This is a genomic window from Microbulbifer sp. ABM4_008 (assembly GCF_056311705.1).
In genome coordinates, this window is the sequence record NZ_CM149970.1 from 4,368,387 (window position 1) to 4,395,000 (window position 26,614).

Here is a 26,614-nt window from a genome sequence, read left to right on the forward strand (position 1 = left end):
CCGTGCTGCCTTTCGGTATTAATTTCCGATGTTGGTATTCATCAGACTTAGAAGCGGTAGTGAGAGAATGCCTTGTTGGCTTCTGCCATGCGGTGTACATCTTCACGCTTCTTGACCGCGCCACCCTTGTTTTGGGCTGCATCGATCATTTCGTTGGCCAGACGCTGAGCCATAGATTTCTCACCGCGCTTACGGGAGAACTCCACCAACCAACGCATTGCCAGAGCCGTACGACGCGAGGGGCGCACTTCTACAGGCACCTGATACGTCGCACCACCAACACGGCGGGACTTTACTTCCACCATAGGCGCGATATTTTCCAAAGACTCCTCGAATACTTCGATCGGATCTTTGTTCAATTTTTCAGAAATAGTTTCAAGTGCACCGTATACGATACGCTCTGCAACTGACTTCTTGCCGCTGATCATGACGTGGTTCATGAACTTGGCCAGGGTGACGTTCCCGAACTTGGGGTCCGGTAGCACTTCGCGCTTGGCGACTACTCGTCTTCTCGGCATGGGTATTGCCTCTCTTCAGGGTTATTCTGAGACGCCGCCGTAAAACATTACAATCCGGCGAGCTCAGCCTTACTCCGGTTGGAAACCGAAACGCAAATCGTTAAAGGTGATTAACCTTTAGGACGCTTGGCGCCGTACTTAGAACGGCCCTGCTTGCGATCGTTTACGCCGGCACAGTCAAGTGCACCGCGTACAGTGTGGTAGCGCACACCCGGCAGGTCTTTTACACGACCGCCGCGAATCAGTACCACGCTGTGCTCTTGCAGGTTGTGGCCTTCACCACCGATGTACGAAGTTACTTCGTAACCGCTGGTCAGACGCACACGGCAAACCTTACGCAGTGCAGAGTTCGGCTTCTTCGGTGTAGTGGTGTACACACGAGTGCAAACTCCGCGACGCTGCGGGCTAGCCTGCAGAGCAGGAACGTCGCTTTTTTCAACTTTGCGTTTTCTCGGCTTACGAACCAACTGGTTGATCGTTGCCATTAAAAATCACTCCAAAAATAAAATGCCCCCACCTCTAACAGTGAGGGCCTATCGTCTGTGTGTATCGTCCGATCCTGGGATCAAACGGAACACCCCACATAAGCGGGGGCCGCATTCTATAAGCGACAACCCGCCTAGTCAATCGGCGACGGAAGTAAGTGCTTACATCACAGACAGTCGCCAATATCAGATCGGGCACCTAAGTGCCCCAACCTACCCCACTCCACCAACAGATAGAGTGGGATACGCCTTATTCGCCTGAGGACTTCAGAGCCTCAGTCAGAGCTGCTTCAACCTCAGCTGCGGAAGGTCCTTCACCGAAGGCCTCTTCCAACTGCAGGCTGCGTTTGCGCTTGCGCTCGCTGTGGTAAGCCAGACCGGTACCAGCCGGGATCAGTCGACCCACAACCACGTTCTCTTTCAAGCCGCGCAGGTTGTCTTCCTTACCAGTTACCGCCGCTTCGGTCAGAACGCGAGTGGTTTCCTGGAACGAAGCCGCTGACAGGAAGGACTCAGTTGCCAGGGACGCTTTGGTAATACCCAGCAGCAGGCGCTCGAACTGAGCGGGCTGCTTGTTCTCTGCACGCAGCTGTTCGTTCTCTTCGATCACGCGCTGGTATTCAACCTGGTCGCCCTTAATCAAGCTGGAATCACCCATCTCGGTGACTTCAACTTTACGCAGCATCTGACGCACGATGGTTTCGATGTGCTTATCGTTAATACCTACACCCTGGAGGCGGTAAACCTCCTGGATCTCGTTGGTGATGTAGCGAGCCAGCTCTTCAACACCTTTCAGGCGCAGAATATCGTGCGGGTTGGACGGGCCATCGGAGATAACCTCACCCTTCTCTACGGTTTCACCTTCGAACACGGTCAGCTGGCGGTGCTTTGGAATCAGAACCTCGTAGTGGTCTTTACCATTGGCCAGCGGCTTGCCGTCGCGCGGAGTAATCTGCAGACGAACCTTGCCTTTGGTCTCCTTACCGAAGGAAACGGTACCGGAGATTTCCGCCAGAATGGACGGCTCTTTCGGCTTACGCGCTTCAAACAGGTCGGCAACGCGGGGCAGACCACCGGTGATATCCTTGGTACCGCCGGATTCCTGCGGAATACGTGCAATTACGTCACCCACGTTCACCTGCTTACCTTCAGCCAGGCTGAGGATTGCACGCGGCGGCAAGGCGTAGTGCGCAGGCGCATTACTGTTAGCCAGAGTCAGCTCTTCGCCGTTCTCATCCAGCAGGGTTACCGCTGGGCGCAGATCTTTACCCGCTGCCGGGCGCTCGGCCGGATCGATAATCTCGATAGAGGACAGGCCGGTGATATCGTCGGTCTGCTTGCGGATGGAGAGCCCTTCTTCCATACCGGACAGTTTCACCCAACCGGCAACCTCGGTGATGATCGGGTGGGTGTGCGGGTCCCACTTGGCCACGATCTGGCCACCGTCTACCTCGGCACCTTCGTAGACGCTGATCACAGCACCGTAAGGCAGCTTGTAGCGCTCGCGCTCGCGACCGGCGCTGTCGGCAATCGCCAGCTCACCGGAACGGGACACGGCTACCAGAGTGCCAACTTCGGTCTTAACCGTCTTAACATTATGCAGACGTACGGTACCGCCCTGCTTCACCTGGATGCTGTCCGCAGCGGAGGCACGGCTTGCAGCACCACCGATGTGGAAGGTACGCATGGTCAGCTGGGTGCCCGGCTCACCGATGGACTGTGCGGCAACAACGCCCACAGACTCACCCGGGTTGGCGCGGTGGCCACGGGCCAGGTCGCGGCCGTAACACTGGGCACAGATACCGTGTGCAGTCTCACAGGTGATCGGGGAGCGAACCAGAACCTCATCGATGCCCATGGCTTCGATGCGCTCTACCCACTTCTCGTCGATCATAGTGCCGGCAGAAACGGCGATTTCGTCACTGCCTGGCTTCAGTACATCGCGGGCCACTACACGACCGAGAATACGGTCACCGAGAGATTCGATAACATCACCGCCCTCGATTACCGGCGCCATGGTCAGACCATCGTCGGTGCCACAATCCAGCTCGGTAATTACCACGTCCTGGGCCACGTCAACCAGACGACGGGTCAGGTAACCGGAGTTAGCGGTTTTCAGTGCGGTATCCGCCAGACCTTTACGAGCACCGTGGGTCGAGATGAAGTACTGCTGTACAGTCAGACCTTCACGGAAGTTTGCCGTAATGGCGTTCTCGATAATGGAGCCATCCGGACGGGCCATCAGACCACGCATACCCGCGAGCTGACGGATCTGAGCTTCAGAACCACGAGCACCGGAATCTGCGTACATATATACAGAGTTGAAGGAGTCCTGCTTGGTCTCGTTGCCCTCGCGGTCGATCACCTTCTCTTTCTTGATACCGGCCATCATCGCCTGGGTTACCTTGTCGTTGGTACGGGACCAAACGTCGATAACCTTGTTGTACTTCTCACCCTGGGTTACCAGGCCGGAAGCAAACTGGCTTTCAATCTCTTTCACTTCCGCTTCAGCGGCATCGATCAGTTCAGCCTTTTCAGCCGGAATCTCAAAGTCGTTCACACCAATGGAGGAACCGGACTTGGTAGAGAAATCGAAACCGGTGTACATCAGCTGGTCGGCAAAAATAACCGTCGCCTTCAGGCCTACCTTGCGGTAACACTCGTTCAGGGCGCGGGAGATCGCCTTTTTCTTCATCGGCTGGTTGACATGCGCAAACGGCAGGCCTTCCGGCACGATATTCCACAGCAGCGCGCGGCCTACAGTGGTGTCCTGAATGGAGGTAGTCTCGTGCTTCTCACCGTCTTCGCCGACGATATTTTCGCGGATACGCACCTTGATCTTCGCTTGCAGACCAACCTGCTTGGCGTAGAAAGCGCGGCTCACTTCTTTGATATCGGAGAAGAACATGCCTTCGCCTTTATCGTTAACGCGCTCACGGGTCATCCAGTACAGACCCAGTACCACGTCCTGGGACGGTACGATAATCGGCTCACCGTTGGCAGGCGACAGGATGTTGTTGGTGGACATCATCAGCGCGCGGGATTCCAGCTGCGCTTCGATCGTCAGCGGTACGTGTACCGCCATCTGGTCACCGTCGAAGTCGGCGTTATAGGCCGCACAAACCAGCGGGTGCAGCTGGATTGCCTTACCTTCAATCAGTACCGGTTCAAACGCCTGGATACCCAGACGGTGAAGGGTCGGTGCACGGTTAAGCAGTACCGGGTGCTCGCGGATCACTTCGTCGAGGATATCCCAAACGACAGCTTCCTCGCGCTCAACCATCTTCTTGGCAGCTTTGATCGTAGTGGCCAGGCCACGGGATTCCAGCTTGCCAAAGATAAACGGCTTAAACAGTTCCAGTGCCATCTTCTTGGGCAGACCACACTGGTGCAGACGCAGGGTCGGACCTACCACGATCACGGAACGACCGGAGTAGTCAACACGCTTACCCAGCAGGTTCTGACGGAAACGACCCTGCTTACCTTTAATCATGTCAGCCAGGGACTTCAGCGGGCGCTTGTTGGAGCCGGTGATGGCGCGACCGCGACGGCCGTTATCCAGCAGTGCATCAACAGATTCCTGCAGCATGCGCTTTTCGTTGCGCACGATAATGTCTGGCGCGTTCAGCTCAAGCAGACGCTTCAGACGGTTGTTACGGTTGATCACACGACGGTAGAGGTCGTTCAGATCCGAGGTCGCGAAACGACCGCCATCCAGCGGTACCAGCGGACGCAGATCCGGCGGCAGAACCGGCAGAGCCTTCATCACCATCCACTCCGGGTTGTTGCCGGACTTGTAGAAGGCTTCCAGCAGCTTCAGGCGCTTGGACAGTTTCTTGATCTTGGTTTCGGAGTTGGTCGCAGGGATCTCTTCACGCAGGCGCTGGATTTCCGCTGGCAGCTCGATGTCCGCCATCAGCTCCTGGATCGCCTCTGCACCCATCTTCGCTTCAAACTCGTCGGCGAACTCTTCCATCGCCTCAAAGTACTGCTCGTCATTCAGCAGCTGGCCGCGCTCCAGGGTGGTCATACCCGGCTCGGTAACCACGTAAGATTCGAAGTACAGCACGCGCTCGATATCGCGCAGGGTCATGTCCAGCAGCAGGCCGATACGGGACGGCAGGGACTTCAGGAACCAGATGTGTGCAACCGGGCTGGCCAGCTCGATGTGACCCATGCGCTCACGGCGAACCTTGGCCTTGGTCACTTCAACGCCACACTTCTCACAGATAATGCCGCGGTGCTTCATGCGCTTGTACTTACCGCACAGGCACTCGTAGTCTTTTACCGGGCCAAAGATCTTGGCACAGAACAAGCCTTCACGCTCAGGCTTGAAGGTACGGTAGTTGATGGTCTCCGGCTTTTTCACTTCGCCGTAGGACCAGGAGCGAATCATGTCCGGTGATGCCAGACCGATACGAATCGCATCAAACTCTTCCAGCTGCTCCTGGGACTTCACCAGATTTAATAAATCTTTCAAGGCCTTTCCTCCACTAGGGGGTAGTCAACCCGGCACTCGCACTAGCCGCCGGGCTAGCCAGCTGCCCCACTGCTTCGAGGGGCGCTGGCACTTGTCTCATTTCACCTGCCAACAGGCTTCGGTACGGGTTCGGATTTACTCGTGCTCAAGCTCGAAGTTCATACCGAGAGAGCGGATTTCCTTAACCAGTACGTTGAAGGATTCCGGCATGCCCGGCTCCATGCGGTGGTCGGAGTCCACGATGTTCTTGTACATCTTGGTACGGCCTTCCACGTCATCGGATTTAACCGTAAGCATTTCCTGCAGGGTATATGCTGCGCCGTAAGCTTCCAGCGCCCACACTTCCATCTCCCCGAAACGCTGACCACCGAACTGGGCTTTACCGCCCAGTGGCTGCTGGGTTACCAGGCTGTAGGAACCGGTAGAACGCGCGTGCATTTTGTCGTCTACCAAGTGGTTCAGCTTCAGCATGTACATGTAGCCCACAGTTACCGGACGCTCGAAAGCATCGCCGGTGCGGCCGTCGTGCAGGGTGATCTGACCGGAGTCCGGGATATCGGCAAGACGCAGCAGCTGCTTGATCTCACTTTCATCGGCACCGTCAAATACCGGGGTCGCCATAGGTACACCGCGACGCAGGTTTTGCGCCATGGTCATGACTTCCTCATCGGAGAACTCGTCGAGTTCTTCCTTGCGTCCGCCAGTGGAGTTGTAGACCTCTTCCAGGAATCCGCGCACCTTGGCGATTTCCTGCTGCTCCTTGATCATCTTGTCGACTTTAACGCCGAGGCCTTTAGCGGCCATGCCCAAGTGCATTTCCAGAACCTGACCAACGTTCATCCGCGAGGGAACGCCCAGCGGGTTCAGGACGATATCTACCGGCTCACCGTTTTGGTCATAAGGCATGTCCTCAACGGGCTTGATTACGGAGATAACACCTTTGTTACCGTGACGACCGGCCATCTTGTCGCCCGGCTGGATGCGGCGTTTGATCGCCAGGTAAACCTTAACGATTTTCAGCACGCCCGGAGCCAGATCATCGCCGGACTCCAGTTTCTTCTTCTTGTCTTCGAAGGCTTCGTCGAGCAGCTTGCGACGCTCTTTCAGCTGAGCTTCCGCTTTTTCCAGCTGATCGTTCAGGCTGTCGTCTTCCATACGCAGCTTGAACCAGTCTTCGCGCGGCAGAGCGGCGAGGACTTCAGCGGTCATCTCATCGCCCTTCTTAACGCCCTTACCACCGGCGGCCTTTTGGCCCAGCAGAGCCTGTTGCAGACGCTCGAAGGTCGCACCTTCTACAATGCGATATTCCTCGTTCAGATCCTTGCGGACCTCGTCCAGCTGTGACTTCTCGATATCGAGGGAGCGCTGGTCTTTCTGCAGGCCGTCGCGGGTAAATACCTGAACGTCGATCACGGTACCGCGAGTGCCACTGGGCGCACGCAGGGAAGTGTCCTTAACGTCGGAAGCTTTCTCCCCGAAGATTGCGCGCAGCAGTTTTTCTTCTGGAGTCAGCTGGGCTTCGCCCTTCGGAGTGACCTTACCTACCAGGATATCGCCAGCGCCTACTTCTGCACCGATGTATACGATGCCGGACTCGTCCAGCTTATTCAGGGCAGATTCGCCCACATTGGGGATATCCGCAGTAATTTCCTCACTGCCCAGCTTGGTATCGCGGGCAATACAGGTCAGCTCCTGAATGTGGATGGTGGTGAAGCGGTCTTCCTGTACAACGCGCTCACTGATGAGGATGGAGTCCTCAAAGTTGTAACCATTCCAGGGCATAAATGCGATGCGCATATTCTGGCCCAGAGCCAGCTCACCCAGGTCTACAGAGGGACCATCGGCGAGGATATCGCCACGGACTACACGATCACCGGTATTAACGATCGGGCGCTGGTTGATACAGGTATTCTGGTTGGAGCGGATGTATTTGGTCAGGTTGTAGATATCCACACCTGCATCACCGGCTTCCACCTCAGCGTCGGCCACGCGAACAACCACACGGCTGGAGTCAACGCGCTCAATAATGCCGCCGCGCTTAGCAACCACACACACGCCGGAGTCGCGCGCTACAGTGCGCTCCATACCGGTACCCACCAGCGGCTTTTCAGCGCGCAGGGTCGGTACCGCCTGACGTTGCATGTTCGATCCCATCAATGCACGGTTGGCGTCATCGTGCTCGAGGAATGGAATCATCGCCGCAGCTACGGAAACCACCTGCTTGGCGGAAACATCCATATACTGGATTTCGCCCGGTGCTTTCAGGGTAAATTCGCCCTGGTGACGTACGCTGATCAGGTCATCAACAAAGTTACCGTTGTCATCTACTTCCGCAGACGCCTGGGCAATAATGAAGTTGGCTTCATTGATCGCGGACAGGTACGCAATTTCATCAGTTACCTTGCCATCGACCACTTTGCGGTAGGCGCTCTCGAGGAAACCGTAATGGTTGGCGCGGGCGTAAGTAGCCAGGGAGTTAATCAGACCGATGTTCGGTCCTTCCGGCGTCTCAATCGGACATACGCGGCCGTAGTGAGTCGGGTGCACGTCGCGCACCTCAAAGCCAGCGCGCTCACGGGTCAAACCACCCGGGCCGAGGGCGGAAACACGACGCTTGTGAGTCACTTCCGACAGCGGGTTGTTCTGGTCCATAAACTGGGACAGCTGCGAGGAACCGAAGAATTCCTTCACGGCAGCGGCAACCGGCTTGGCATTGATCAGGTCCTGAGGCATCAGGCCTTCGGACTCCGCCATGGACAGACGCTCTTTAACAGCGCGCTCTACACGTACCAGGCCAACGCGGAACTGGTTTTCAGCCATTTCGCCTACGGAACGCACACGGCGGTTACCCAGGTGATCGATATCGTCGACCATGCCCTGACCGTTGCGGATATCGATCAGAGTCTTCAGAACTTCGACGATATCTTCTTTGCTCAAAGTGCCGGGGCCAGTCTCATCTTCGCGACCCAGGCGGCGGTTGAACTTCATGCGGCCAACAGCGGACAGGTCGTAACGCTCGTCGGTAAAGAACAAGTTCTCGAACAGCGCTTCTGCGGACTCCTTGGTGGGCGGTTCGCCCGGGCGCATCATACGGTAAATCTCTACCAGCGCTTCCAACACAGTGCGAGACGGCTCTGCACGCAGGGTGTCGGAGATAAACGGACCGCGATCCAGGTCGTTGGTGTACAGGGTTTGGAAACTCTTAACGTTCAGTACACGCAGCTTGGCGATTACTTCATCAGTAATCTCGGTATTACAGTCGATCGCAATCTCACCGGTGGACTCATCGATGATGTCGTTCGCCAGTACACGGCCAAACAGGTACTCAAGCGGTGCTTCCAGCTTTTCTACGCCGGCCTTTTCCAACTGGCGGATATGACGCGGGGTAATACGGCGACCCTCTTCGACAATCACCTTGCCCTGGCCGTCTTTGATGTCAAAGGAAGCAACATCACCGCGCAGGCGGGATGGAATCAGCTCCAGGCTGACACGGTCTTCCAACAACTCAAAGGTGCTGGTCTCGAAGAACATTTCCAGCATTTCCTGGGAGGTGTAACCCAGGGCGCGCAGCAGAATAGTCGCTGGCAATTTACGGCGACGATCGATACGAACAAATACCAGGTCTTTCGGATCGAACTCGAAGTCCAGCCATGAGCCACGGTAGGGGATGACACGCGCGGCGTACAACAGCTTACCGGAAGAGTGAGTCTTGCCTTTGTCGTGATCGAAGAATACACCCGGGGAACGGTGCAGCTGGGATACGATAACGCGCTCGGTACCATTGATTACGAAGGTACCGTTGTCGGTCATGAGCGGAATCTCGCCCATGTAAACTTCCTGCTCTTTAATGTCCTTAATGGACTTATTCGCAGATTCTTTATCGTAAATAATCAGACGCACGCGCACGCGCAGCGGACATGCATAGGTAACGCCGCGCAGGGTACATTCCTTAACGTCAAAAGCGGGCTTACCCAGCGTATAACTTACGTACTCCAGGGCGGCATTGCCGGAATAGCTGACAATCGGAAATACAGATTTAAACGCCGCTTGCAGGCCAACGTCCATACGGTCGTCGGGGCGCTTGTCGGCCTGTGTAAAGTTGCGATAAGAATCGAGCTGTATCGCAAGCAGAAAGGGCACATCCATGACCTTAGGCAGTTTGCCAAAATCCTTGCGGATACGTTTTTTCTCAGTATATGAGTAAGCCATTCAAATTCCCCAGCTTGATCAGTGACAAGACTTCGTGGGACTCCAGTCCAGAGCCCCTCCGGGCGAGAAGCCTCTGGTCAATGCAACTTGCCTGCACTGGCCAGAAACCTCTCCGCTTGCTTTTGGGTAGCGCTACTGCGCTATGGTTAAATGAGGTTTGCCACGGTTTTTAAATCCCGCCGGCACCGGTAAAAACCTCAGTACCGCAAACGGCAAAAAGGCCGGCGGACAAAAGTCCACCAGCCTTACCGCTACCCGCCGCTTTACGCGACAGCTAGCGGGAGACGCAAGAACCGAATTACTTCAGTTCTACAACTGCGCCAGCTTCTTCCAGCTCTTTCTTAGCTGCTTCAGCTTCGTCTTTGCTTACGCCTTCTTTCAGCGGGCTCGGAGCGCCGTCTACCAGACCTTTAGCTTCTTTCAAGCCCAGGCCAGTGATGCCGCGAACAACTTTGATCACGTTCACTTTCTTGTCGCCTGGGGAGGTCAGGATTACGTCGAAAGAGTCTTTCTCTTCAGCGGCAGCTTCGCCACCAGCTGGGCCAGCTACAACTGCTGCAGCAGCAGTTACGCCGAATTTCTCTTCCATTGCTTCGATCAGCTCAACAACATCCTTAACGGACATTTCGGCAACAGCATTGATGATATCTTCTTTAGTCAGAGACATGATTCAGTACCTGAATTGGTTTGAGCAGTAGCTGCTCGTATTTCGTTTTGAAACTGCGATTCGCTCTAGCGAAAAAATTACGCAGCTTCCTGCTCTTTTTGGTCGCGAACGGCCGCAATAGTGCGAACCAGCTTGCCAGCAGATGCTTCTTTCAACACGCTCATCAGCTTGGCGATCGCCTCGTCGTAAGTCGGCAGGCTTGCCAACAATGCGACGTCGGTGATCGCGCCTTCGAAGGCAGCACCTTTCAGTTCCAGCTTGTCATTGCCTTTAGCGAACTGGCTCAGGATGCGCGCGCCGGCACCTGGGTGTTCGTTAGAGAATGCAATGATGCTAGGACCTACGAATTTGTCAGTCAGACATTCGTATTCGGTACCTGCCAGAGCGCGACGCGCCAGAGTATTACGGACGACTTTCAACCAAACGCCGTTCTCGCGAGCCTCTTTGCGCAGAGTGGTCATGTCATTCACGGTTACGCCGCGGGAATCCGCAACAACCGCAGACAGAGCACCTTCAGCAGCTTGCTGGACATCTGCGACAATCGCTTTCTTGTCTTCGAGTCCAATAGCCATAGTGTCACTCCTGGATTTGAAAAAAACCGGACTTAAACGTCCGATCCGTTCCGGTGCATAAAGCTCAAATCCAGTAAAAATACTGGTTTGGGCGACACCGTCTGCGTAGGCTCGAACCTCGCAATGGCCAACCTGGCCGAAGTTCGGATTAAGCCAGGCACGTTAAACCTCAACGCACCTGACACCTACGGTCTTTGACGGCCCACCTTCTGCCGAAGCATTCAGGTGGACCCCAAAGTTCGATTTACTGAGAGGTGATCACACCCCGCAGTGATATTTAGATGTTCAGGGAAGACTGATCGATAACCAGACCCGGGCCCATAGTGGTGCTCAGGGTGATCTTCTTCAGATATACACCTTTTGCAGAAGCCGGCTTGGCTTTCTTCAGGTCGGCAACCAGAGCTTCCAGGTTCTCTTTCAGAGAGTTCGCATCGAAAGCAACTTTACCGATACCACCGTGGATAATGCCGCCTTTGTCAGCGCGGAAACGCACCTGACCAGCTTTGGCATTTTTAACCGCAGTAGCAACGTCTGGAGTTACGGTGCCAGTCTTCGGGTTCGGCATCAGGCCGCGCGGGCCGAGGATTTGACCCAGTTGACCTACAACGCGCATCGCATCGGGGGAAGCGATTACTACGTCGAAGTCCATCTTGCCTGCTTTAACGTCGGCAGCCAGCTCGTCCATACCGATCAAGTCAGCGCCCGCTTCTTTAGCGGCGTCAGCGTTAGCACCCTGGGTGAAAACAGCTACGCGAACTTCTTTACCAGTACCGTGCGGCAGAGTAGTTGCACCGCGAACAGCCTGATCGGATTTACGTGGGTCGATGCCCAGGTTTACGGAAGCGTCTACAGTTTCTGCAAACTTAACGTTGGACAGCTCTTTCAGCAGGGCTACGGCTTCTTCGATACCGTAAGCCTTACCAGCTTCAACTTTCTCAGCGATTACGCGCTGACGCTTGCTCAATTTAGCCACTTAGAGACCCTCCACTTCGATACCGGCGCTGCGAGCGGAACCGGCGATAGTGCGCACGGCCGCGTCCAAGTCGGATGCAGTCAGGTCTGCTTTCTTCATTTCTACGATCTCTTCCAGCTGAGCGCGGGTTACTTTACCCACTTTCTCAGTGTTCGGACGACCGGAACCGCTCTTGATCTTGGCAGCCTTGCGCAGCAGTACAGCGGCGGGCGGCGACTTCATGATGAAGGTGAAGGAGCGGTCGTTGTATACAGAGATTACAACTGGAACTGGCAGACCTGGCTCGAGGCTCTGGGTCTGGGCGTTGAACGCCTTACAGAATTCCATGATGTTCACACCGTGCTGACCCAGTGCGGGACCAACGGGCGGACTCGGGTTGGCCTGACCGGCCTTAACTTGCAGCTTGATATAAGCTTCTACTTTCTTAGCCATTACAGCTCTCCTCTAGTTGGGTATTAACGCCCACCACTCAGCCATAAGGTTTAAGGGCAAGCTCCCCGAACCCCGAAATGAAAACTCATTTTTCGGGGACGCGAAAACCCCCTTCCACCTCGCGGCGAAAGGGGGCAAAAAATTTATACTGGAATCAGGTCTTCTCTACCTGACTGAACTCCAGTTCAACCGGGGTGGAACGTCCGAAGATCAACACAGCCACTCGCAAGCGACTCTTCTCGTAGTTAACCTCTTCAACCACACCGTTGAAATCATTAAACGGACCGTCGATAACTCGAACCATTTCACCGGGCTCAAACAGAGTCTTGGGCTTGGGCTTATCGGCGGAATCGTCTATGCGATTCAGGATAGCCTGCGCTTCGCGGTCAGTAATCGGGGCTGGCTTATCCGCCTTACCGCCGATAAAACCCAGTACTCGGGGAGTTTCTTTCACCAAGTGCCAGGTATCGTCATTCAATTCCATTTCTACCAGGACATAGCCCGGGAAAAATTTGCGCTCACTCTTACGCTTTTGCCCTGCGCGCATCTCAACCACTTCTTCCGTGGGAACCAGGACCTCACCAAACAGGTGGTCCATTTCGTTCAGCTCAATGCGCTCTTTCAGGGAGCTGGCGACACGCTTCTCATAGCCCGAGTAAGCCTGGACCACATACCAATTCTTTGACATGTATCAACCTTTAGCCGATAAATTTGGAAGCCGCCCAACCCAGAGCCGAATCAAGCGCCCACAAGATAAGCGCCATAATCAACACGAAAACAACCACAATCGCTGTGGTCTGGGTTGCTTCTTGGCGGGTCGGCCAAACCACACGCCTGACTTCAGTTTGCGCTTCGCGCAACAGTTGCCACAACGCATTGCCTTTGGCGGTATTTACAGCCACAACCAGAGCTACCAGACAGATGGCAGTTACTGCCAACACTCGGTAAAACAAAGGGAATTCGGCGTAATATGAATTGCCTGCAACAGCACCGCCCACCAGCAGCACTATTAACAACCACTTCAGACCGTCAAGACGAAAGGTTTTCGCTTCTGTTTTAGCATTCATATAAGAAGCCCTTAGCGCACTATAGATAATCTTTTAGCGCTCATAAACACAAAAGCCCCACTGACAAGTAGGGTTTTGCGACACCCCTAAGCTTATCTAAGCGGAGTGATTAAAAATGGCAGGCCAGGAGGGACTCGAACCCCCAACACCCGGTTTTGGAGACCGGTGCTCTACCAATTGAACTACTGGCCTGTACAGTGTGAGCACTTTCGCGCTCAAAGATGAGAGAGCTACAGGAACTCTCCCACCTGGTGCACCACATAGAATATTGTGATGCAGAAATCAAAGATTACTCAATGATCTTAGCAACAACGCCCGCACCTACGGTACGACCACCTTCGCGGATAGCGAAGCGCAGGCCGTCTTCCATGGCGATCGGAGCGATCAGGGTAACAACCATTTGAATGTTGTCGCCCGGCATTACCATTTCAGTACCTTCCGGCAGCTCTACCGCACCAGTTACGTCGGTAGTACGGAAGTAGAACTGAGGACGGTAGCCTTTGAAGAACGGGGTGTGACGACCACCTTCGTCCTTGGACAGTACATACACTTCCGCTTCGAACTTGGTGTGCGGAGTGATGGAGCCCGGCTTAGCCAGTACCTGACCACGCTCTACTTCGTCACGCTTGGTGCCGCGCAGCAGTGCGCCGATGTTCTCACCAGCACGACCTTCGTCGAGCAGCTTGCGGAACATTTCAACACCAGTACAGGTAGTAGTGGTGGTTTCTTTGATACCAACGATTTCGATCTCGTCGCCAGTGTTGATCACACCGCGCTCTACACGACCAGTTACAACAGTACCACGGCCAGAGATAGAGAATACGTCTTCGATCGGCATCAGGAACGGCTGATCTACAGCGCGCTCTGGCTCAGGGATGTACTCGTCCAGAGTCTCTACCAGCTTCTTAACAGCGGTAGTACCCATTTCGTTGTCGTCTTCGCCGTTCAGGGCCATCAGAGCGGAACCAACGATGATCGGAGTGTCGTCACCTGGGAACTCGTACTGGTCCAGAAGTTCGCGAACTTCCATTTCTACCAGCTCGAGCAGCTCTTCGTCGTCTACCATGTCCGCTTTGTTCAGGAATACAACGATGTAAGGTACACCTACCTGACGGGAAAGCAGGATGTGCTCACGAGTCTGCGGCATGGGGCCGTCAGCTGCGGAACATACCAGGATAGCGCCGTCCATCTGAGCAGCACCGGTGATCATGTTCTTAACGTAGTCGGCGTGTCCCGGGCAATCTACGTGCGCGTAGTGGCGAGTCGGGGACTCGTACTCAACGTGAGAAGTAGCGATGGTGATACCGCGCTCACGCTCTTCCGGTGCATTGTCGATACCGTCGAAAGCAACAGCGTCACCGCCCCAAACTTCCGCACATACGCGGGTCAGAGCAGCGGTCAGGGTGGTTTTACCGTGGTCAACGTGACCGATGGTGCCCACGTTCACGTGGGGCTTGGAACGTTCAAACTTTTCTTTTGCCATTGCAGCCTCCTATATATAGGCGAGCCGATAACGGCACCACCCACGTCCAGAACATGCACATCCGACCCGGAAAATCCGACCCCGGACACAAACAACCGCAAGAGCTTTCACTCTTGCGGTCATATAAAATGGAGCTCATGGGCGGATTTGAACCGCCGACCTCACCCTTACCAAGGGTGTGCTCTACCCCTGAGCTACATGAGCTAAAATCTTGCCGATAACGGCATCTTAAAATGTTGCACCCTGGAGAGCATTCCAACCAACCCCAAAACTTGGAGCGGGCAGCGGGGATCGAACCCGCATCATCAGCTTGGAAGGCTGAGGTTCTACCATTGAACTATGCCCGCTTTCGGGACCTCCATGCGAAACCCTTCGATTTCGCGCAACACCCTAAGGTGTAATATGGTGCAGGGGGGTGGATTCGAACCACCGAAGCTTTCGCGTCAGATTTACAGTCTGATCCCTTTGGCCACTCGGGAACCCCTGCTCAAAGCGGTGTGCATTGTCTACACATCTCGCTGCGCTGTCAACAATTTTTCTTTAAATTTCACATACTTAGCAGCGAAACCTAATTTTGACAGCAACGGGATGAAAATGGAGCTGGCGAGAGGAGTCGAACCCCCGACCGGCTGATTACAAGTCAGCTGCTCTACCAACTGAGCTACGCCAGCCCTATCCCGTTCATTGCCGAAGTTGTTAAGTCACCCTCGTCAATGGAGGCGGGATTCTATGGGAACTTATCTCGACACGCAACACCCTTTTTGCAGATAAATCATATTTTTTATGTCGCCTATTCCAACTTGTTGAAAAAAACAGCGATTCGAGACGCCACCTGATGATTTTCTGATAAATCTGCTTTTTTGTTAGCCAAGCACTTCAGAACAAAGATTTGGGCGCCGATCCAGGTCCGGGTATTCACTTTGCAATTGTCGCCAAAATTCTTCTGCAAGACTTTCTGTGCTGCCGGGGGGCATAACTATCCACCGCTCCATATAGGTTTGCGGCTCCTCCTTGAACTGCGCGGTAACCCCCCTCTCCTTCAAAACGCTGGTATGGGACTCAGCTCGGGCTCGCTCACTGAAAATCCCAAATGAAATGCCATTTTCCAATGCGCCTTTGGGAATGACATAGCTGTCGATCCCCTGAGACTGTAGTTCACGCAAGCGGTTGTAGGCCTCCCGCCTCGAACTCAGTGGCGGCAGATATACCCAGTAGCGCATCTGCCCCTGCATTTCTATATCACGCAGCTCGGCTTTAACCTGAAGGGACCGGATTCGCTGCAAGAGATCCTCGCCCTGGTACTCCTCCGCGAAAGGCCCCAACAGCGTACAAAGCTGCTCAACCTCAAAGGACTCCTTACTCAGTGCCCCGGCCTTCTCTGGAGCAGGCAGCTCTTCAGGGGATATTTCGCTAACGAGGGTAATTTTCTTTCCCTCCGACTCGTGAGGGATCGGGCTCTTGCCGCTACTTAACTGCGGAGACGGCGCTACCAACATATACCAGGCAAAAAGCACAGCGTTCAGGGCGACTAAAGAAAGGGCTATCCAGCGCATAACAGAGTAAATTTTTATGGATTACTAAGGGCCAACCCATCCATCACCAAATCGGGAACCAGGCGATGTTCGTGCTGGTAAACTGCGGAGAGCAACTGCGCATCTCCACCGGTTAACCACAATAAAGGGGGGGAACCGGAGTGGACCTGCAATTCTTCCATTGCTCGATCAACCGCACCCAACACCATCAGCAAGAGGCCACGGTTTATCGCCTCATTGGTATTGCGTCCCGCGCCCAATGTTTTTGTCAGGGCCAGTGCCTCACGACTCTTTGCTGCATGAGTATCGACACTGAGAACGCGATTCATCAATCCGAAACCGGGAACGATATATCCCCCAATGTGGCGCCCGCTATTGTCCAGCAAATCTAAGGTGACCGCACTGCCGCAATCCACAATTAATGATGCTCGGGGAGATTGCTGGTAGGCCGCCAACATTGCCAGCCACCGATCCACCCCCAGGGCGGAGTGGTCTTCATACCCGCAGATAACGCCGGCACATTGGGGCGCTACTGCCGAGAATTCAGCCTCCAGTGTGAACAGGTCTCGGGCCACCCGACTCAAGAATTCAGCAACAACGGGACCGGCAACATTCACTACCCGAAAACGGTAGGGGGTTAGGTCTGCCCAACCCTCAGGCAAAACCTGCTGGCGCAACTGCCCAGTTTTGATATCACCACGGGCTATCACCTCGCCTTCGACCAGGTAGCGCCACTTACCCCGTGTATTGCCGACATCCAGCTCTAGAATCACACCTGCCCCCGCAACGAGATTTCCCCCCCATGAAATGACTTTTGCCCTTTATCAGTGTCGAGTAACAAGGCTCCTTTTTCATCGACACCGGCCGCAACACCTTCCCAGCTCAAATTACCTGACCGCAACTGAACTGGCTGCCCGGCAAACTGGTCTAGGGTTGACCACGATTCCCGGTAAGCGGCGAAGCCCCCTTCCGGGTAAGTTTCCAGCATCGGTAACAGCTCGCTGAGTATCGCCGCAGTTAATTCACTGCGGCCAATACCAGGACGGACTTGCTGGAGATCTGCCCATGGTTGATCAATCTCCTCTGCTGTCTTTGCGTTGAGACCATTATTCAACCCAATGCCGATAACCACTGAACAGCGGTCGGTTAAATCCCCTTTTAGCTCAAGTAATACACCGGCCAATTTACGGCCCTGGCACCACACATCATTTGGCCACTTCAGGCGCACGCCCGGTACAGAAAAACGCTCGAGCGCTTTTGCCACAGCAACACCGACGGCAAGACTCAACCCCTCCAGGCTTTGTACACCGCCATTAAACTCCCAGCCCACTGAGAGGCTGATACTTGTGGCATAGGGGCTGACCCAGTTGCGACCACGGCGGCCCCGACCGGCACTTTGCCGCTCGGCGAGAATCGCTACAGCGTGTCCCTTACCTTCTTCAAAACATTCCAGTAACAGGGAGTTCGTTGAACTCAACTCATCAAAAACCTGCAACTCGCGCAGTAGCGCTCGGGCTGAACCATCCAGCTGAGCGGTAACAGTCTGCTCAGATAGCAGGTCGAGACCTCCCGGCAAGCGATAACCTCGCCCCTTAGCAGACTCAAGCGTCAGGCCGTAGCTCTCGAGCTTTTGTAGTTGTTTCCAAACAGCGGCTCGGCTGACACCAAGCGCATTCCCGAGGGATTCTCCCGAGTGTATTTCCCCATCCGCCAGAAGCTCCAGCACCGGGCGAAGCTGTTCTAATGGTGTTTTTGCGGCGACGTCCTGCAATTTGTTCAACCTTTTACATAATGGCGGCCATAGCGATGCCCGAGGCTCGTCAGGACTTCATAACCGATAGTCCCGGCATACCCAGCGACCTCATCCACCGTAAGCTGGTCATTGAGAATCTCGATCGACTGAAGGGAGTCCCGCTCCTCTTCGCTGAGACCCGAAATATCGAAAGTGGTAGAGTCCATTGATATACGCCCGACAATTGGCAGAGGGCGGCCGTGCCCCCATCCGCGCCCCCGCCCCCCTTGGGCTCGTATAATGCCATCGGCATATCCACCCCGAGCTACCGCAAGCCAACTATCTCCGGGAACTTCCTGGGTCGCACCATACCCCACAGACCGGGACTGACTGACATAGCGCTTTTGGACAATTGGCAAGCCCAAAGTCACCGTTGGACGCATCGGGTTTTCAGCCTCAGGGACAGGGTTAAGGCCGTATAGTGCGGAGCCCGGTCGGGCAATATCAAAGTGATAGTCCTCACCCAAAAAGATGCCGGATGAGTTCGCAAGGCTGAGCTGAATATCCGGGCACAGTTCCCGCAAGCGATCGCCAGCGGTCTTAAACTCGTTCAACTGAAGCTTATTATGCGGATGCTGGGGCTGATCTGCACAGGCAAGATGACTGAAGAACATCCGAACATCGGCGGACTCCAAGAGAGGGCGGTCCTTGAGCAGTAATTCGAACTCATCCGGGGTCAAGCCCAGCCGAGTCATGCCGGTATCAATTTTTACGGCGCAAGGGGCCTCTAACTGAGCTTTCTCGCAGATTTCGACCCAGTTCTTCAATTGATCCAGAGTAAACAATGTGGGGATCAAACCCGCGCGAGCGCACTCTAGTTCAGCACCAGGCCTGACACCGGTAAAAATGACTATATTCACATCGTTGCCGAGGTCACTGCGCAAGCGCTCCCCCTCGACTTGGGTGGCCACAAAGAAATCGCGGCATCCCTGAGCGTATAGCGCTGGTGCAACATGAGCCATTCCCAAGCCGTAAGCATCCGCTTTAACCACAGCACCGCACCGGGCGCCGGCTTTCAAGCGATTAGCCAGATCCTGATAGTTATCTGCTATTGACCTCAGGTTGATACTTAATAACCCTTCACGAAAGTCACTCATACCAGTACAACTCTCTAAATCAGTAAGCTAGGTAGCTCCGAGCAGACTCTCTCGCTGCAGCGCTCGGGCACCGCCTAATATACACCCAACAACCAATAAAAGGCTGACCAGTGAGCCAGCGATCATCAGTGATATCGAGACCGTATCCCCAACCAGTAGAGCCTTAAACCACTGCTGTTGCGCGACCAGCGGGACCAACTGCCAGGCAGGCTCCTCTAGCTCTATGGATGACATATCCAATATTAACAACATAGTGACAGGTAAAATCTGCAAAATACTCAATTGAGTTTGGGCATCTTTAAATGACTGGGAACGCAACGCTAACAATATTTGCAGTACGGCAACCAATAGAGCCAGTGGGAGCAGGGCTAGCGCCATAGCAACCATGCCACTCAGCGTAGTTGCATGTTGTATCCCCATTTCAGCCAAGGGCAAAAATGGAAAAACAGCCATTAGCGAAACTAACGCAAGAATTGAAGATAACCAACTGATACTGGCTACAGCGAGCACCTTGGCCAGGACCACCTGCCAGGCGGCCAGAGGTTGTTGCAGTAATACCTCAAAACTCATTCTCTCCCGCTCACCGGCAGAGGCATCAATGGACGAGGACAGGCAACCTATAAACAGCGTCATTATCAAGAGTGTCGGTATTGAACCAACAATCCAGGCACTGCGGGTAGACGGGGTACTGACATCCCTGACCTGGACTTGCCAGGGTGCTATTGTTTTTAGTGGGACTCCCCTAGCGACCATTCTTTGTTGAACAATGAGCTGTTGTAGCTCACCCAGCTTTTGTTGAACATGACTCGCGCCTTGCCCGCTGAAACGATCGGAGCTATCAACATACAAATAAACCTTGGGGCTGCGGAAATTGCGATAATCGGTAGAAAAACCTTCATCAATTTTCACAACTGCATCGTAACCTTCATCAAGTAAAGCTATCGGGTCCCCTTCTGACAGGCTATCCAGTTCCACCCGCCCTTTACTCAGCTGCTGCTCTAATACTGGTAAATCCTGCCCGCCTAACAACGCTAGCTGAAATGTCCTCTCCCCTTGGGACTTAAACATAAACAGAGTCATCGATGCGATCATTCCGGGAAATGAAATGGCAAACAGCAAAGATAAATACAGTGCTCGCCGGTCACGCCAAACCTCTAAAGACTCCTTCTTCAGAAGAGCAGACATGGCGGGAGTAAATAATAGGTTTAAAAATTTCATGCCATCACCTCCCCTTTAACCCCGTAAGCCAGAGTGACGAAACTATCTTCCAGGTTTTTACAGCCTGTGCGTTCTACAAGCTCATCGGGGGTACCACTATCGACAATAGCACCGTTAGCCATCACCAATACTCTATCTGACAACTCAGTAACTTCAGCCATAATATGGCTGGAAAATAAAATGGCTACGCCCTCAGAGCGCAACCGCAGAAGTGTTTTCCGCAGCAGTCTCGCTGCAAGAACATCAAGCCCGCGCGTCGGTTCATCGAGTATCAAATGCGTAGGCCGGTGGACTAGTGCCCGCGCCAGCGACACTTTCATTCTCTCCCCCTGGGAAAAGCCTTTTGTCCGACGTTGCCACAAATCTTCTAATTCCAGCTCTTCTCGAACAGAATTCAATGCGCGCTTAAGCTCTGCCCCAAATAATCCCTGCGCACTGGCAAAAAATGATAAGTACTCCGCTACAGTAAGTCGTTCATACAAGCCTTCACGATCGCCGACAACGCCCAATTGCCGCTTTATTTCTAATGGATTTTCGGCCACATTAAACCCACTAACAAATACTGTACCTTCATCCGGTTTTACCAACCCCGTTATAATTCTCAGGCAAGTAGTTTTACCGGCTCCATTGGCCCCCAGCAAAGCGGTTATTTGGCCATCAGGTATATTGAAATTCAGGTCTTTGAGTACTTTCTTTCCAGAGAATTGCTTGTGAATAGATTTAACAGCAATCATTTGTTATCCCCTTGGCTCGATAGCAACTCACTGGATACCGCTTTATCAATTTCAGGTCCAAAAGCACCCGCCATAAAAGGTGGTCTTTGAATATCCGCAATACAATCACTATCTAAAGAAGCAAGTGGAGATTTTAGAAAATCATCTATTAGCTTTGGTATACAACCGCGCATACTATTGATATGTCCACCACCTGGAACCACTACCTGTTTTAATTCTGAAAGATACCCCAAGCTTTGTTCCGCATAATAATGTGGGGTAATAGGGTCAGCCTCTCCGGAAATAATTAACACAGGATGATTTCTTTCTTCCGGGACTTCGTAAGTGATAGGAGATACGGGCCACACCTTGCAACCCTCAGCAAAAATCTCAAAAAAAGCATCACCTAAAAAGCTATCGCGAATATCTGCAGCCAGCTCTTCCTCTGTAGTGCGATTTAATTCTTCAGCGCAAGCAACTGATAAGGTGAGCCCCATAGACATACTTCCATCATCAGATAAAAGTCCAACCAACCCCGATAGCGGTAAATAATTACCCTCCTCAGCCTGGCTAATAGCGTATGGTAACTGCGCTGCCGTTTCAGGTGCGTAGAGCGCGGTCCTTATCAGGTTTTGTATGAAGCTACGGGGAACACTTGTTTCCATTGTGCGACCAGAGTGGGGGTCCGGGAAGTTCGATGCTCTTCCATCCCAGTCCCTAAGCAAGCTATCCAGGTCAGATCTCCAATCGCCAAATTCGGAGCACACCGGATCCTGACTGCAGTCTTTCTCCAATTTTAGCAGCGCCTTTTCAGCAGCTTGCGCAGTAAGAAAAACTTTTGAATCAATCGGGGCTACGGCATCCAGGATCAGGACACTTAAACTTTCGGGATACCATTGCTGGTAAAGAAGCGCGGTACGAGTTCCCCAAGAACCTCCCCACAAAGCAATTTTTTTATGTCTCAACTGGAGGCGCACTTCCTCCAGATCATCAACCGCTTGACGGCTATGCAGCGCTTTCGCAAAGGAGGAGTTTTCAAGGTAGCAAGTTGAGAATTGATCGGTGACCGCCTCCAGATCCATATGGACTTCTCCGTCGATCCCACAGTCAAATGCAGCCGAGTAACCCGAGCCGCGCCTATCGACAAGAACGATCGCCCTACTCTGATTGACTTTATATAAGGCATTTAGAATCGGGGTCAGATAACTGGCTGCCTGACCGGGGCCACCGGCCAGTAAATAAAGTGGCTCCAGTCCAATGTCATTAACTGCTGGGGCTATCATTACCGCTAGATCTACTGCAGCTTCTCCTCCACCAACCGGTATCGTTGTACAGTGCAGAGCATGGCTCCAGCCGTCCAGGTAGCAGGACTCGAAGTTATTCTCTTCTCTCTCTTCTGCAACTGCTGGAGATAGCCCTATAAACAAGCTGATCGCGAAGATCGTAAACCTCTGTATCCAAACCACTGCCAACCCCCTATCCAACGAATTTATCCCAACCAGTGTATCGAACTGCTCCTAAGGTGTCGTCATCCAACAAAAGGCAGATAATTGCATTTGCATTAGCGCCCACCCCTGCACAGTGGTATGGTTTCTTATTTACTTGCCCATGATTGCACCCATGAGCTTTTCAGACCGAGAAAAACACCTAATCCGAGCCGCCTTTGCCTGGGGCCAAATCACACAACAGGAAGGCTATACACTTTCTGATCTTGAAATTGAAAAATCGGTTCTCTTCCGACGATTACTTGGCGGTCGGCCGCCATTGGCATTCCCGCCACCATTGCGTCACGGATTTCCCTGGTATGACGTTATTGAAGGGCGTAGCGAACACTTAGTGAGTGCATCCGAAGCCTCACCTGAATGCAGCATCATTGCACCGGGCTGTAAGCTCGGGGATACCTGCATTCTTATTGACGGCGCCTTTTGGCGCGTAGTCGAAACTGTTCGCGAGCACGAAGAATATATCGTTGAGTGGGGCCAATACCCAATGCAGTGGCGCTTGAAAAAGCATTGGGAAGTAAACTATGAAATGACACAACAGCTTCATAGTTTTCGTAAAGATAACCCCAATGCCGAAGTGAGCTTTGACAACTATTTAAGCCAAAGGGAGTACCGGGAATTTCGCATAGACGATGATCAGACGGTATGGCTCTGTGAATGGCAATTAAGCCGCACCAGCCTCTCTGGTTGGGTTTGGGTTGGGACAATACTACCTGTTCCCGATTATCAGCTCGTTCCAGTGTTCGACGATGATCACGGCCCGGTTATTCTCGGCGAGGATGGTAATTCCAATGGGCAGGCCTGGCTGCGTATTGAAGATGCCACAGATGAATACCGCTTCGTTAAACTACTGGGAACCTACGACTACCAGTCGCTAATTACTGCGAGCACCACTGAGCTGAAGACCTTTTTACAAGACCTACAGCAAGAAGAGTCAGCAGACATTGAAGTATTGGATTGGCACCAGAACAATGCCGCACGACGCTTTGCTCTCCCTGCCGAGCTGGTTCCACTGGAAGACCTCAGTTTGAATGATATGAACTTTGACCTCGTTCCAGATAACGCCTTTCCTTACTAGCCCACCCAAGCCCCACCTGGTGGGGCTTTTTTTATCCCCAAACTTTTCTTCTCTCGCATACTGGCGTACCAATCAGCCGCAGTAATCCACAGATTTATCGCTCATAACACTGTTAATAACTGATGTCCGTTTTATGGCGTCTTTGTTACCAACAGAAACCATGGATAGAGCTGTGTATAACTCCGGGATATCCCCTGCCAGCCCCGTGTTTCCTTGGCTCTATTGAAGGCGGGTAAAAAAGCAGCACTTTTTGCGCGGATTTCCACAGCCAGGTGTTACTAACAGAAAGTCTGGATAGAGTTGTGCATAACTTTAATAAACGGGCTACAGGCCCCGTGGTTACAGGGGATTACTGCAGAGACTAAAAAATCACCGATATTTTTATGGGCTAATTTTAATTTTTGGCGGGAGTGGTATGGGTACTTTTCTGGTTTTTACGCGGGTTATTTTTGTTGGATGATTTTTTGAGTGAGTGCAAAGGCGTTTGGAGAGAAGATCGGTAAAGACCTATTTTTATAGGCTTTTTAGGAGAGTGTCTGTTTAAGGTGCTCAAGTAGTTTTAGGTTTTTATTTTTTGTTTACTGACTGATTTTTTAAATAGAAAGTTAAGCATTAAATTTTTTCAGAGTTACTTTTATTTTTTCTATTTAATTTTTGCTAAATATTTTCTGCTTTCTCTTTCTTATTTTTGTCTTTTGTTTTTTTTGTTTTTTAAAATATTTTTTCAGCCATAAAAAAAGGGCCACCCTATTGGGTGGCCCTTTTCGGATTAGAAGCCTGACGATGACCTACTCTCACATGGGGAAGCCCCACACTACCATCGGCGATGTTGCGTTTCACTTCTGAGTTCGGCAAGGGATCAGGTGGTTCCACAACTCTATTGTCGTCAGGCAAACTGGCTTGGGTTGGCGTTGGTCTTATAAGCAAAGTGCTTGGCCTGCCGTGTTATCGCTGTTTGCCTCGGTCATGTTATTGACCGGCGATAACCCCAAATAAGTCGGTAAAACAATCTGTAGTAATACACCGCAAGCGATCGTATGTCTCTAACTCACAATCCGCTAGCTTAGCTAGTCGTTAGTAACCATCTCTGTTGTATGGTCAAGCCGCACGGGCAATTAGTACTGGTTAGCTCAACGCCTCACAACGCTTCCACACCCAGCCTATCAACGTGGTAGTCTTCCACGGCCCTTCAGGAGGCTCAAGGCCTCAGGGAGATCTTATCTTGAAGGAGGCTTCCCGCTTAGATGCTTTCAGCGGTTATCCCGTCCGAACATAGCTACCCGGCAATGCCACTGGCGTGACAACCGGAACACCAGAGGTTCGTTCACTCCGGTCCTCTCGTACTAGGAGCAACTCTTCTCAAATCTCCAACGCCCACGGCAGATAGGGACCGAACTGTCTCACGACGTTCTAAACCCAGCTCGCGTACCACTTTAAATGGCGAACAGCCATACCCTTGGGACCGGCTTCAGCCCCAGGATGTGATGAGCCGACATCGAGGTGCCAAACACCGCCGTCGATGTGAACTCTTGGGCGGTATCAGCCTGTTATCCCCGGAGTACCTTTTATCCGTTGAGCGATGGCCCTTCCATACAGAACCACCGGATCACTATGACCTACTTTCGTACCTGCTCGACATGTCTGTCTCGCAGTCAAGCGCACTTATACCATTATGCTCATTGCATGATTTCCGACCATGCTGAGTGCACCTTCGTACTCCTCCGTTACTCTTTGGGAGGAGACCGCCCCAGTCAAACTACCCACCATACACTGTCCTCGATCCGGATAACGGACCAGAGTTAGAACCTCAAACATACCAGGGTGGTATTTCAAGGACGGCTCCACAACAACTAGCGTCGCTGCTTCAAAGCCTCCCACCTATCCTACACAAATAGGCTCAAAGTTCAGTGCAAAGCTGTAGTAAAGGTTCACGGGGTCTTTCCGTCTAGCCGCGGGTACACTGCATCTTAACAGCGATTTCAATTTCACTGAGTCTCTGGTGGAGACAGCGTGGCCATCGTTACGCCATTCGTGCAGGTCGGAACTTACCCGACAAGGAATTTCGCTACCTTAGGACCGTTATAGTTACGGCCGCCGTTTACCGGGGCTTCGATCAAGAGCTTCGCCGAAGCTAACCCCATCAATTAACCTTCCGGCACCGGGCAGGCGTCACACCCTATACGTCCTCTTACGAGTTTGCAGAGTGCTATGTTTTTAATAAACAGTCGCAGCCACCTGGTCACTTCGACCGGCCTCAGCTTAGGGAGCAAGTCCCATCACCAAAACCGGCGTACCTTCTCCCGAAGTTACGGTACCATTTTGCCTAGTTCCTTCACCAGAGTTCTCTCAAGCGCCTTGGTATTCTCTACCTGACCACCTGTGTCGGTTTAGAGTACGATTCACTATTACCTGAAGCTTAGAAGTTTTTCCTGGAAGCAGGGCATCAACCACTTCACCCACTAAGTGGGCTTCGTCATCAGTTCTCAGCCTTAGGGACCCGGATTTGCCTAAGTCCCCAGCCTACAACCTTAAACATGGACAACCAATCGCCATGCTGGCCTAGCCTTCTCCGTCACTCCGTCGCAGTAATAGCGAGTACAGGAATATTAACCTGTTTCCCATCGACTACGGCTTTCGCCCTCGCCTTAGGGGTCGACTAACCCTGTCCCGATTAGCGTTGGACAGGAACCCTTGGTCTTCCGGCGGGGAGGTTTTTCACCTCCCTTATCGTTACTCATGTCAGCATTCGCACTTGTGATACCTCCAGCAGACCTCCCGATCCACCTTCAACGGCTT

19 protein-coding genes, 5 tRNA genes and 2 rRNA genes (1 of these 26 running past the window's edge) are annotated in these 26,614 nt (G+C 53.0%); 1 reads left to right on the forward strand and 25 read right to left on the reverse strand.

Translation table 11 applies throughout. The features are described from left to right. Positions 1 to 47: 47 nt before the first annotated feature. The 23 genes from rpsG to ACYX4J_RS19140 all read right to left on the reverse strand — a co-directional run bounded on the left by rpsG (position 48) and on the right by ACYX4J_RS19140 (position 22,704). Positions 48 to 518 carry a 30S ribosomal protein S7 gene (gene rpsG, locus ACYX4J_RS19030; protein ID WP_152451131.1) on the reverse strand — a complete coding sequence of 157 codons (471 nt, stop codon included), beginning with the start codon at positions 516 to 518 and terminating at the stop codon, positions 48 to 50. A 110-nt stretch (positions 519 to 628) separates the two neighbouring features. Next, positions 629 to 1,003 (reverse strand): 30S ribosomal protein S12, encoded by a 375-nt coding sequence (gene rpsL, locus ACYX4J_RS19035; RefSeq protein WP_108731651.1) that lies wholly within the window; start codon positions 1,001 to 1,003, stop codon positions 629 to 631. Between the two features lie 250 nt (positions 1,004 to 1,253). Beyond that, positions 1,254 to 5,483: a DNA-directed RNA polymerase subunit beta' gene (gene rpoC / locus ACYX4J_RS19040; protein WP_476177314.1), complete on the reverse strand. Its 4,230-nt coding sequence runs from the start codon at positions 5,481 to 5,483 to the stop codon at positions 1,254 to 1,256. Positions 5,484 to 5,618: 135 nt separating this feature from the next. Next, complete coding sequence (gene rpoB / locus ACYX4J_RS19045) at positions 5,619 to 9,692, reverse strand: DNA-directed RNA polymerase subunit beta (protein WP_444892716.1); 4,074 nt, start codon at positions 9,690 to 9,692, stop codon at positions 5,619 to 5,621. A 298-nt stretch (positions 9,693 to 9,990) separates the two neighbouring features. After that, positions 9,991 to 10,359, reverse strand: a complete 369-nt coding sequence (gene rplL / locus ACYX4J_RS19050) for a 50S ribosomal protein L7/L12 (RefSeq protein WP_282934403.1) — start codon at positions 10,357 to 10,359, stop codon at positions 9,991 to 9,993. Positions 10,360 to 10,436: 77 nt separating this feature from the next. Continuing rightward, positions 10,437 to 10,931, reverse strand: coding sequence for a 50S ribosomal protein L10 (gene rplJ, locus ACYX4J_RS19055; protein WP_282934404.1), 495 nt, complete (start codon positions 10,929 to 10,931; stop codon positions 10,437 to 10,439). Positions 10,932 to 11,208: 277 nt separating this feature from the next. After that, positions 11,209 to 11,904, reverse strand: coding sequence for a 50S ribosomal protein L1 (gene rplA / locus ACYX4J_RS19060; RefSeq protein WP_108731646.1), 696 nt, complete (start codon positions 11,902 to 11,904; stop codon positions 11,209 to 11,211). Then, positions 11,905 to 12,336, reverse strand: a complete 432-nt coding sequence (gene rplK / locus ACYX4J_RS19065) for a 50S ribosomal protein L11 (protein ID WP_108731645.1) — start codon at positions 12,334 to 12,336, stop codon at positions 11,905 to 11,907. Positions 12,337 to 12,490: 154 nt separating this feature from the next. Continuing rightward, a complete protein-coding gene (gene nusG / locus ACYX4J_RS19070) occupies positions 12,491 to 13,024 on the reverse strand; it encodes a transcription termination/antitermination protein NusG (RefSeq protein WP_108731644.1) in 534 nt (177 codons plus the stop codon). 10 nt (positions 13,025 to 13,034) lie between these two features. Further along, the gene (gene secE, locus ACYX4J_RS19075; protein ID WP_108731643.1) at positions 13,035 to 13,403 is read right to left on the reverse strand and encodes a preprotein translocase subunit SecE; all 369 of its coding nucleotides are present in this window, start codon (positions 13,401 to 13,403) and stop codon (positions 13,035 to 13,037) included. A gap of 116 nt (positions 13,404 to 13,519) precedes the next feature. Then, a tRNA-Trp gene (locus ACYX4J_RS19080) sits at positions 13,520 to 13,595 on the reverse strand. Positions 13,596 to 13,692: 97 nt separating this feature from the next. Then, complete coding sequence (gene tuf, locus ACYX4J_RS19085) at positions 13,693 to 14,886, reverse strand: elongation factor Tu (RefSeq protein WP_108731642.1); 1,194 nt, start codon at positions 14,884 to 14,886, stop codon at positions 13,693 to 13,695. A 129-nt stretch (positions 14,887 to 15,015) separates the two neighbouring features. Beyond that, a tRNA-Thr gene (locus tag ACYX4J_RS19090) sits at positions 15,016 to 15,090 on the reverse strand. Between the two features lie 69 nt (positions 15,091 to 15,159). Further along, positions 15,160 to 15,233: transfer RNA gene (locus tag ACYX4J_RS19095), tRNA-Gly, on the reverse strand. Positions 15,234 to 15,289: 56 nt separating this feature from the next. Then, positions 15,290 to 15,373 (reverse strand) — tRNA-Tyr (locus tag ACYX4J_RS19100). A 108-nt stretch (positions 15,374 to 15,481) separates the two neighbouring features. Beyond that, positions 15,482 to 15,557: transfer RNA gene (locus ACYX4J_RS19105), tRNA-Thr, on the reverse strand. A gap of 192 nt (positions 15,558 to 15,749) precedes the next feature. Further along, a complete protein-coding gene (locus ACYX4J_RS19110; protein WP_444895284.1) occupies positions 15,750 to 16,439 on the reverse strand; it encodes an SPOR domain-containing protein in 690 nt (229 codons plus the stop codon). Positions 16,440 to 16,453: 14 nt separating this feature from the next. Further along, the gene (locus ACYX4J_RS19115; RefSeq protein WP_476177315.1) at positions 16,454 to 17,191 is read right to left on the reverse strand and encodes a type III pantothenate kinase; all 738 of its coding nucleotides are present in this window, start codon (positions 17,189 to 17,191) and stop codon (positions 16,454 to 16,456) included. Further along, entirely contained in the window at positions 17,188 to 18,189 is a 1,002-nt protein-coding gene (gene birA, locus ACYX4J_RS19120; RefSeq protein ID WP_476177316.1) for a bifunctional biotin--[acetyl-CoA-carboxylase] ligase/biotin operon repressor BirA, read from the reverse strand. The genes ACYX4J_RS19115 and birA overlap by 4 nt, the downstream gene beginning before the upstream one ends. A gap of 5 nt (positions 18,190 to 18,194) precedes the next feature. Continuing rightward, on the reverse strand, positions 18,195 to 19,307 hold the full coding sequence (gene alr / locus ACYX4J_RS19125; protein ID WP_444914835.1) for an alanine racemase: 1,113 nt from the start codon (positions 19,305 to 19,307) through the stop codon (positions 18,195 to 18,197). A gap of 27 nt (positions 19,308 to 19,334) precedes the next feature. After that, a complete protein-coding gene (locus ACYX4J_RS19130) occupies positions 19,335 to 20,525 on the reverse strand; it encodes an ABC transporter permease (protein WP_282934410.1) in 1,191 nt (396 codons plus the stop codon). Next, positions 20,522 to 21,259, reverse strand: coding sequence for an ABC transporter ATP-binding protein (locus ACYX4J_RS19135; protein WP_476177317.1), 738 nt, complete (start codon positions 21,257 to 21,259; stop codon positions 20,522 to 20,524). Before ACYX4J_RS19135 ends, ACYX4J_RS19130 begins: the two co-directional genes overlap by 4 nt. After that, complete coding sequence (locus ACYX4J_RS19140; protein ID WP_476177318.1) at positions 21,256 to 22,704, reverse strand: alpha/beta fold hydrolase; 1,449 nt, start codon at positions 22,702 to 22,704, stop codon at positions 21,256 to 21,258. Before ACYX4J_RS19140 ends, ACYX4J_RS19135 begins: the two co-directional genes overlap by 4 nt. A 154-nt stretch (positions 22,705 to 22,858) precedes the next feature. On the opposite strand from ACYX4J_RS19140, the gene ACYX4J_RS19145 reads away from it, so the two are divergent. Next, positions 22,859 to 23,818 carry a hypothetical protein gene (locus ACYX4J_RS19145; protein WP_476177319.1) on the forward strand — a complete coding sequence of 320 codons (960 nt, stop codon included), beginning with the start codon at positions 22,859 to 22,861 and terminating at the stop codon, positions 23,816 to 23,818. 775 nt (positions 23,819 to 24,593) lie between these two features. Here the strand turns inward: ACYX4J_RS19145 and rrf are convergent. Next, a 5S ribosomal RNA gene (gene rrf, locus ACYX4J_RS19150) occupies positions 24,594 to 24,709 on the reverse strand. A 203-nt stretch (positions 24,710 to 24,912) separates the two neighbouring features. Further along, positions 24,913 to 26,614 (reverse strand): 23S ribosomal RNA (locus ACYX4J_RS19155) (it continues 1,180 nt past the right edge of the window).

What these genes read in the sequence shown, in the direction of transcription:
- tuf (WP_108731642.1), bottom strand. Translation starts at nt 14,886, where the DNA reads ATGGCAAAAGAAAAGTTTGAACGTTCCAAGCCCCACGTGAACGTGGGC.
- rpoB (WP_444892716.1), bottom strand. Translation starts at nt 9,692, where the DNA reads ATGGCTTACTCATATACTGAGAAAAAACGTATCCGCAAGGATTTTGGC.
- secE (WP_108731643.1), bottom strand. Translation starts at nt 13,403, where the DNA reads ATGAATGCTAAAACAGAAGCGAAAACCTTTCGTCTTGACGGTCTGAAG.
- ACYX4J_RS19130 (WP_282934410.1), bottom strand. Translation starts at nt 20,525, where the DNA reads ATGAAATTTTTAAACCTATTATTTACTCCCGCCATGTCTGCTCTTCTG.
- rpsL (WP_108731651.1), bottom strand. Translation starts at nt 1,003, where the DNA reads ATGGCAACGATCAACCAGTTGGTTCGTAAGCCGAGAAAACGCAAAGTT.
- nusG (WP_108731644.1), bottom strand. Translation starts at nt 13,024, where the DNA reads ATGTCAAAGAATTGGTATGTGGTCCAGGCTTACTCGGGCTATGAGAAG.
- rplJ (WP_282934404.1), bottom strand. Translation starts at nt 10,931, where the DNA reads ATGGCTATTGGACTCGAAGACAAGAAAGCGATTGTCGCAGATGTCCAG.
- alr (WP_444914835.1), bottom strand. Translation starts at nt 19,307, where the DNA reads ATGAGTGACTTTCGTGAAGGGTTATTAAGTATCAACCTGAGGTCAATA.
- ACYX4J_RS19110 (WP_444895284.1), bottom strand. Translation starts at nt 16,439, where the DNA reads ATGCGCTGGATAGCCCTTTCTTTAGTCGCCCTGAACGCTGTGCTTTTT.
- rplL (WP_282934403.1), bottom strand. Translation starts at nt 10,359, where the DNA reads ATGTCTCTGACTAAAGAAGATATCATCAATGCTGTTGCCGAAATGTCC.
- rpsG (WP_152451131.1), bottom strand. Translation starts at nt 518, where the DNA reads ATGCCGAGAAGACGAGTAGTCGCCAAGCGCGAAGTGCTACCGGACCCC.
- ACYX4J_RS19135 (WP_476177317.1), bottom strand. Translation starts at nt 21,259, where the DNA reads ATGATTGCTGTTAAATCTATTCACAAGCAATTCTCTGGAAAGAAAGTA.
- ACYX4J_RS19145 (WP_476177319.1), top strand. Translation starts at nt 22,859, where the DNA reads ATGAGCTTTTCAGACCGAGAAAAACACCTAATCCGAGCCGCCTTTGCC.
- rplK (WP_108731645.1), bottom strand. Translation starts at nt 12,336, where the DNA reads ATGGCTAAGAAAGTAGAAGCTTATATCAAGCTGCAAGTTAAGGCCGGT.